Annotated in this window: 3 protein-coding genes; 1 reads left to right on the top strand and 2 read right to left on the bottom strand. The window is 73.0% G+C overall.

Annotated elements, in window-relative coordinates; all coding sequences use genetic code 11:
• On the top strand, window positions 1-1,738 hold a 1,738-nt coding region (locus tag HG543_RS48675), incomplete at its 5' end, for an NUDIX hydrolase (protein ID WP_169351806.1).
• A gap of 7 nt (window positions 1,739-1,745) precedes the next feature.
• Here the strand turns inward: HG543_RS48675 and HG543_RS48680 are convergent.
• Window positions 1,746-4,769, bottom strand: coding sequence for a serine/threonine-protein kinase (locus HG543_RS48680; protein WP_169351807.1), 3,024 nt, complete (start codon window positions 4,767-4,769; stop codon window positions 1,746-1,748).
• Window positions 4,770-4,856: 87 nt separating this feature from the next.
• On the bottom strand, window positions 4,857-8,424 hold a 3,568-nt coding region (locus HG543_RS48685), incomplete at its 5' end, for a hybrid sensor histidine kinase/response regulator (protein WP_169351808.1).

The raw sequence follows: 8,424 nt of genomic DNA on the forward strand, positions 1-8,424 counted from the left end.
ATCCCCCACCCTGCCCCCGGGCTACTGGCCCGAGGAGAAGGTGGCGGAGATTCTCGGCACCACGCAGGAGGTGCTCCTCGCCCCCGACCTCTCGCGCCTCACCGCGGACGAGCAGGCGGCGGTGAAGGACCTGCTGGAGGTGGGCCACATCTTCCAGACCCTCTACGAGGCCTCCCGCCACCACCAGGCGCTCGCGGCGCACGCGAAGCTCCAGGCGATGGACAAGAAGCTGGGCAGCCCCAAGCGCACGCAGGACCTGCTCACGCTGTACCGCCTGTACCAGGGCCCCATCGCCAGCACGCTCACCAACGCGCGCGAGGCCTTCCTCCCCGTGGACCCGCAGGTGCCCGCGCGCAACGTCTACCCGCCGGACGCCACGCGCGCCGAGGTCGACGCCTTCCTCGCGGCGAACCCCGCCCGGCGCGAGGACATCCTCGGAGAGCGCACGGTGGTGCGCCGCGCCACCGCCGACAACCTCCGCCAGGACCTGAAGGCCTTCCAGGCCTACCCCGTGCTGGACACGCTGCACCCGGGGCCGCGGCAGACGCTGCGGGATTTGTCGAAGCGGCCGGACGCCAAGGTGCTGTACGCGGTGCCGTACGCCGTGGCCTACGCGCCGGAGATGATGAAGGCGTACGGGCTCCTCATGCGCGCGGCGGACCGGCTGGAGGCCGGGGACGAGGAGCTGGCGCGCTACCTGCGCAACCGCGCGCGCGACCTGCTCAGCAACGACTACGAGAGCGGTGACGCGTCCTGGGTGACGGGCCGCTTCAAGCGGCTCAACGTGCAGCTCGGCTCGTATGAGACGTACGACGACGCGCTCTACGGCACGAAGGCCTTCCACGCGGTGTCGGTGCTGCTGCTGAACGAGGAGGCCACGCGCACGCTGCGGCAGCGGCTGAAGGGCCTCCAGGTGGTGGAGGACGCGCTGCCCTACCCGGCGAAGAAGAAGGTGCGCGAGGACATCCCCGCGGGCGTGTACCAGGTGGTGGCGGACTTCGGGCAGGCGCGCGGCACCAACACCGCGACGATTCTGCCCAACGACCCGCTGTTCTCGCACCGCTACGGCCGCACCATCCTCCTGCGCGAGAACATCATGAAGAACGAGGAGCTGTTCGCCTCGGACGAGCGCGTGTGGCGCGCGGTGACGGCGGAGGCGCACGCGAAGGACCTCACCTCCGAGGGCAACTTCCAGCGCACGCTCTGGCACGAGGTGGGCCACTACCTGGGCCCGGACCGCGACACCCAGGGCCGCACGCTGGACGTGGCGCTGGAGGACTACGCGGACGCCATGGAGGAGATGAAGGCGGACCTCGTCAGCCTCTTCGCGCTGCACTCGTTCCACAAGAGCGGCTCGCTGGACGCGGCCAGCCTGCGCTCCGTGCAGGCCTCGGGCATCCGCCGCACCCTGCAGAACGTGCGCCCGCGCGAGGACCAGCCCTACCAGCGCATGCAGCTGGTGCAGTTCAACTGGTTCCTGGAGCACGGTCTGCTGAAGGCGGACCCGAAGACGGCGCGCCTCACCGTCCAGTACGACCGCTACCTGGAGGTGGTGAACGGGCTGCTCAAGGAGGTCATCACGCTCCAGCACGCGGGCGACAAGGCGGCCACCGCGAAGTTCTTCGAGCGCTGGAGCGCGTGGAAGCCGGAGCTGCACGACGTGCTCGCCGCCCGCATCCGCGAGGCCCAGGGCGCGCGCTTCCGGCTGGTGCGCTACGGCGCCCTGGGCGAGAAGTGACGGCCGGCTACTTCGTCGCGCGCTCGCGCGAGGCCATCCACCGGCGCACGTCCTCCAGGTCCTTCGTGCCGTAGCTGCCCTGCTGCGTGAAGCCCTCGGCGGCCCGCCGTGCCAGCTCCAGGGCGCGGGGGCGCTCCGCGGGCTTCACCTTCCAGAGCGCCTGCGCGTGGGCGTAGTAGGCCCACGCGGCCTCGGCGTCGCTCCACCCCAGCGGGGCCAGCAGGCGCGCGGTGAGTTCCATCTCCTCCAGCGCGCCGTCGGGCTTGTTCAGCGCCAGCAGCGTCATCGCGAGGCCCGTGCGGGCGTGGATGGTGCCGGCGTGCTCGGGCCCCAGCGCGCTCACCTTGCGCGTGAGCGCGGAGCGCGCCATCGGCAGCGCCTCGTGGGGCTTCTTGCGGTGCAGGAGCAGCAGGCGCGCGAGGTCCTCCTCCATGGTGTGCAGGGCCATGTCCTCGGGCTCCAGCACCTCGAGCTGGAGCGCGAGCCCCTCGCGGTAGTGCACCATGGCGTCGTCCTCCCGCCCCAGGCGCTCCTCCGCGGAGGCGAGCGCGCGCAGCGCCTCGATGGCCTCCACGCTCTCCGGGCCGAACGCCTTGCGCATGCCCTCCAGCGCCTGCTGGTGGATGGCCAGGGCCTTGTCGTGCGCGCCCGTCTCCTCGTGCACCATGGCCATGTCGTTCAGCATGCGCAGCGTCTGCGGGTGGTCGGCCCCCAGGGTGTCGCGGCGCAGCGCGTACGCGCGCTCCATCCACTTCAGGGCCTCGGGGTAGTGGCCCAGCTCCTTCTCGGCGATGCCCAGGTTGGCGAACGTGTTGGCCAGCATCGGGTGCTGGGGCCCCAGCCGCTCCTCGGTGATGGCGAGCGCGCGCCGGTACAGCGGGAGCGCCTCGGCGGCGCGGTTCTGCCGCGCGAGCACCATGCCCAGGTTGTTGAGGGACTTGCCGACGTCCAGGTGCTCGGGGCCGAGCGCCCGTTCCCGCAGCGCCACCGCGCGGCCGTAGTGCGCCGCGGCGTCCTCGAACTTGTCCTCGCGGTAGGCGAGGACCCCCTCGTTGTTGGACAGCTTCCCCTCCAGCTCGGGCGAGCCGCCCAGGCGCTCCAGCAGCGCATGCGCCTGCCGGGCCCACAGGTGGGCCTCGGAGTAGTAGTTGCGGTCGTCGCTGAGCCCGGCCACCAGGTCCGTGGCCAGCTGCACGGCGAGTTCGTCATGGCGGCCGGCGGTGGCGGCGGCCATGGCCTCGGCCCACGTCGTCATCGACTCTTCCACCTGGCTCAGCCGCTGGTGCGCCCAGCCGAGGACGTGGAGGGCCTCGGCCTCCAGCGGCCGGTACTTCAGCGCGCGCGCGGACCCGGCGGCGGCCTTGGCGATGGGGAGCGCCTGCGGGTAGCGGCCCGCGTCCAGCAGCGCCTGCGCGTGCGCTACCTGCCCGCGCACCTCCTCCACCTTCGCGCGCACGGCGGGGTCCTCCGGGAGCGGCACCGGAGCGGACAGCGCCTCGATGTTGGCGCAGCCGGACACACCGCGCAGCAGGGCCACGGCCTCCGAGCTGCGCGCCACCAGGGCCGCGTCCGCGCGCGACAGCTCCGCGGTGAGCGCGTCCACCGAGCGCAACCGCCGGTCCAGGCAGGCCATGCGCAGCGCCAGGTGCGACTCGGGCTGCGCGCCGGTGACGCGCGTGGCCTCGCACGCCTGCTGGTGCATGGTGCTCCACTCGGTGCCGTAGGCATCCAGCGCCTTCGCCGCGCGCGAGAAGGCCCCGGCCGCGTCCGGCGCGCCGCTCGCGAGGAAGGCCTTTTCCATCATGCCGCGCTGCGGAGCGCCCCACGAGCGGGCGAACAGCTCGGGAGCACCGGTGCACGGCCGCGCCTGCTCTTGAGGCTTCGCGACCGTCAGCGCGACACCCGAGGCCAGCGCCACGCCGCCGAGCACCGCCGCCGCGCCGCCCAGCCACTTGCGGCGCGCGGCGGACGGGTCCTTCGACAGCGCGTCCAGCAGCGCGTCCATCGAGGGGAAGCGCGCCTCCGGGGACACGGACAGGCCGCGCACCAGCAGGCGGTGCACCCAGCCGGGCACCTTCGGGTGGGGCGGAGGCGCCAGGTCGGGGCGCTCGACGATGGCGCCCTCCTTCGCGCGCGCGGTGTCCAGCAGCGTCACCGCCATGCGGCGCAGGGTGCCCTCCTCGAAGGGCCGCTGCCCGGCGAGCGCCTCGTACACGGAGATGCAGAAGCTGAACTGGTCCGAGCGCGCGTCCGCCGGCCGCCCCGCGTACTGCTCCGGGGCCATGTACGCGGGCGTGCCCACCATGGCGCCGGTGACGGTGAGGGGCACCTCGCCCTCTCCCTCTCCCAACAGCGGCACGGTGGTGGCCTCGGAGCCGTCGCTGGCCTCGCGGGCGATGCCGAAGTCCGTCACCCAGACGCCGCCCTCGCCATTGAGGAGGACGTTGTCCGGCTTGAAGTCGCGGTGGACGAGGCCCGCGGCATGCGCGGCGGCGAGACCCCGGCCCATGGCGAGGCACACGGGCAGCACCTGACGGAAGGAGCGGGGCGCCTGCTTCAACCACTGGCGCAGGTTGCCGCCGTCCACCTTCGCCATGGCGAGGAAGACGCGCCCGTCGTGCGTGCCCACGTCGTGCACGGTGAGCACGTTGGGGTGGGACAGGCGGGCCATGGCCTGCGCCTCGCGCATCAGCCGCATCGCGCGCGTGTCATGGGACTCGCCGGAGAGCTGCCGGTCGTGCAGCACCTTGATGGCCACGGTGCGGCGCAATTCCGGGTCGAACGCCTCGAAGACCTCGCCCATGCCGCCCTTGCCCAGCCGGGACAGGAGCACGTAGCGGCCCACGCGCGTGTGGTGCAGCGGGGTGCCTCCCCCCGCGTGGGTGCCGTCGTCCCGGCCGCCCGTGCCGTAGCCTCCCGCCGGAGGAAGGCCGCCGTCCTGACTGCCCAGGTCCGGATTGGCGGTGCCTTGGCCCCCCACGTCGGAGAGGTTCTGCTCCGTTTGCTGGGTATCCCGTGAGGTCGAGCTCATCGCGACCATCCTAGCCCGAGCCCGCCGGGCCCCATGAAGGAGGGGCCCGTGAGGCAACGTTCACGGTGAACGCTCGACGGCCTGCCCTCAAGCCCGAGCCAGCTGCTCCCGCACCAGGGCGCGCAGCACGTCCGCGGCCAGGGGTTTGAAGAAGCAGCGGCCGGGGGGGAGGCTCTCCAGGAAGGCGCGGGCTTCGGGGGTGAAGGCGCCACCGGTGATGAAGACGACGCGCTCCCGCTGGTCCGGCGCCACCTCCGCCAGCCGCTGGAAGAAGTCCGCGCCGCTCATCTCCGGCATCATCACGTCGCACAGCATCAGGTCGAACCGCTCGCCGTGAGACAGCCGCTCCAGCGCTTCCTGGGCGCTGGAGGTGCTCTCCGCCACGTACTCGCCCGCGAGGATGCGGGCCACGCCGCGCGCCACCAGCGGCTCGTCGTCCAGCACCAACAGCCGCGCCCGCCGGGGCGCCGGAGCCAGCGACCTCGGGGGCGACATCAATGCCACCTCCTCCGCCCCTTCCGGCGCGGCCGGCAGCACCACGCGGAAGCGCGTGCCCTTGCCCAGCTTGCTCTCCACCTGGATGTCGCCGCCGAGCACGCTGATGATGCCGTGGCAGATGGACAGCCCCAGCCCGGTGCCCACGCCCACCGGCTTGGTCGTGAAGAACGGGTCGAAGATGCGCTTGAGGTGCTCCGGCGCGATGCCGCTGCCCGTGTCCGACACCTCCACCACCGCGCGGCCCTGCGCGTCCGTGAAGGTGGAGAGGGCAATCTCGTGGCGCTCCGCGTGTCCGTCGGGAATCGCCTGCGCGGCGTTGACGAGCAGGTTGACGAACACCTGTCCCAGCCGCGCCTCGTTGGCCACCACGCGGGGCACGTCGCCCAGCGACAGGCGGATGCGCGCCCGGTGCCGCACCTCGTTGTGGCAGATGGACACCGCGCTCTCCAACACGCGCCGCACGTCGAGCGGCTGGGTGGTCTCCTCGTCGCCACGGCTGAAGGTCTTCAAGTCGCGCACGATGTGGCGCACCCGGCCCGCGCCCTCGCTCGCGTCGCGCAGCGCCTCGGCGATGGACTGGAGGAAGGACACCTGCACCTGCGTCACCTCGCCCTTCGCCTCCTCCAGCACGGGCTCCAGCCGCTCCAGCACGAACTGCTGGTTGCCGATGACATAGGACAGCGGATTGTTGATTTCGTGCGCCACGCCGGCCGCCAGCGTGCCCACGCCGGACATCCGGTCCGCCAGCCGCAGGCGCTCCTCCATGCGCCGGGCCTCCGTCACGTCGCGCGCCACGGAGACGGCCGCCTCACGGCCCCCGAAGCGCAGCCTCACCCCGCACACCTCGGCCAGCGCCAGCGAGCCGTCCCGGCGGATGATGCGCGTCAGCCGCTCCGGGAGCAGCTCGCCGCGCAGCACCGCGTCGCGCCGCTCGTTCCACAGCTCGCGCTCCTCCTCGGGCATGTGGGCCGCCATCGACTGGCCGGACATCTCCTCGAAGCGCTCGTAGCCCAGCAGCTTGAGCGAGGCCTCGTTGGCGTACACGGCGCGGTCATCGTGGAAGATGGTGATGGCCACGGGCAGCCGCTCGATGAGCCGCCGCAGGCTGCTCTCCGCCTCGGCGGACGTGTCCAGCGCCGCCTTCAGCTCCGCGTTGGCGGTGGCCAGCTCGCGCGTGCGCGCCTCCACCCGCTCACTCAATTCCAGCGCGCGCCTGCGCAGCCGCCCCACCCGCCAGCGGTAGGTGCCCAGCGCGCCGCCGGCCACCACCAGCCCCACCGTCAGCAGGAAGCCCGGTGCCTCGAAGAAGCGCGGAGGGCGCACCAGCACCACGCCCGTCTCCACCGGGCCCCAGCGCCGGTCCGCGGACTCCGCCTGCACGCGGAAGCGGTACTCGCCCGGAGGCAGGTTCGTATAGAAGGCCTCGCGCCGGTTGCCGGCCTCCATCCACCCCGGGTCGAACCCCTCCAGCCGGTAGCGGTAGCGCACCTTCTCGGGCGCCACGAAGGTGAGCGCCGCCCAGCGCAGCTCCACGTCCAGCACGCCCGGCGGCAGGCCGTTGTCGTCCATGCTCACCGGCTGCCCGCGCGACAGCACCTGCGAGATGTGCAGCGGGGGGGGCGTGCGGGCGCGGGGCTCGGACGCGCTGGGGATGCGCACCGCGCCCATCACCGTGGGGAACCACACGTCGCCCGAGCGGGTGCGCAGGCTGGACGCATTGGAGTAGCTGTTGCACTCCACGCTTCGCAGGCCCTCCGAGCGGCCGTACGTCACCGCCTGGACGCGCTTCACCTCGCCAGCGAAGAACTTCGTCAGCTCGGCCTTGTCCACGCGGAAGATGCCGCGGTTGCTGCCCATCCACAGGCGGCCGCGGCCGTCGTCCACCACGGACAGCAGGTTGTTGGCCGGCAGCCCGTTCCTGCCGCGCACCACGTCCACGCGACTGGCGCTCACGCGCGCCAGGCCGTCATCCGTCGCCACCCAGAGAATCCCCGAGTCCTTCGAATCCAGCTCCAGCCCGCTCACGTCGCGCCCCGCGAGCGCCAGCTCCGGCCCGTCCTTGCGCACCCGGTCCCCGTCGAGGAAGTCCAGCCCCGAGCCCGAGCCCAGCCACAGCCCGCCTCCGGGCGCCTCGCGCAGGTTGGTGATGTTGTCGCGGGCCAGGCCGTCCTTCGTGGTGAAGACGCGCAGCTGGCCGTCATGGCGGCGGACGAGCCCGCCCCGGGTGCCGAACCACATGGCGCCCTCGCGGTCCTGGAGGATGGAGTAGACGCTGTCGTTCGGCAGGCCCTCGGCGGTGGTGAGCCGCTCGAAGCGGCCCTGGTGGAAGCGGACGGCGCCCGCGCTCGTCGCCAGCCACAGCGCTCCATCCCGGTCCTGGTACAGGTCGGAGATGCGGCCCTGCGGCGTGCCGTTGGCCGGGCCGTACACGGTGAGCTGCCCGTCCTTCCACCGGTGGAGCCCGCCCGCGGAGGTGCCAATCCACACCGCCTCGTCGCGGTCCTCGTAGACGCTCCAGATGAAGTCGTCGATGAGGCCCTCGGCCTTGCCCATCACCTCCACCTCGGGGCGGCGCAGCTGGTGGAGGCTGGCGGAGAAGGTGCCCACCCACAGGCTGCCCTCGGTGTCCTCGAGGAAGGACGCGACGTTGGCGTGGGCGGGGATGCCCTGCGCCGAGGTGTAGCGCCCGCGCTTCAGGCGGCCGAAGCCCTCGGTCTCCGAGCCGACCCACAGCCCCCCGTGGCGGGACACGCGCAGGGCGGTGATGCGGACGGGGGCCTCGGGGGGCGCGGCCTCGAAGGCGCCGGCGGCGGTGCGGCGCCACAGGCCGGAGGCCTGCGTGCCCACCCACACCGTGCCCTCGCTGTCCGAGGCCAGAGCCATGACCTGGTCCAGGGGGCCCGGGGGGCTCATGCGCTCGGCGAAGCCCGCGCGCGCGCGCCACAGGCCGGAGGTGCGAGTGCCCACCCAGACGCCGTCCTCGGCCGGAGCAAGCGCGCTGACGTCCTGGTTGCCGAGCGCGTCCACGTAGGCGAGCCGGAGGTCGTCCCCGGTGCCCGTGAGGTAGGCGAGGCCATGGTCGGTGCCCACCCACAGGGTGCCGTCGGGGGTGCGCTCCAGGGCGGAGACGCGGTCGCCACGGGGACCGGGGCGGGTG

This window comes from Pyxidicoccus fallax, from assembly GCF_012933655.1.
In the GTDB taxonomy this organism is placed as follows: Bacteria; Myxococcota; Myxococcia; order Myxococcales; family Myxococcaceae; genus Myxococcus; species Myxococcus fallax.

Coding starts and splice junctions, on each gene's coding strand:
- HG543_RS48680 (WP_169351807.1), bottom strand. CDS start 4,769: ATGAGCTCGACCTCACGGGATACCCAGCAAACGGAGCAGAACCTCTCC.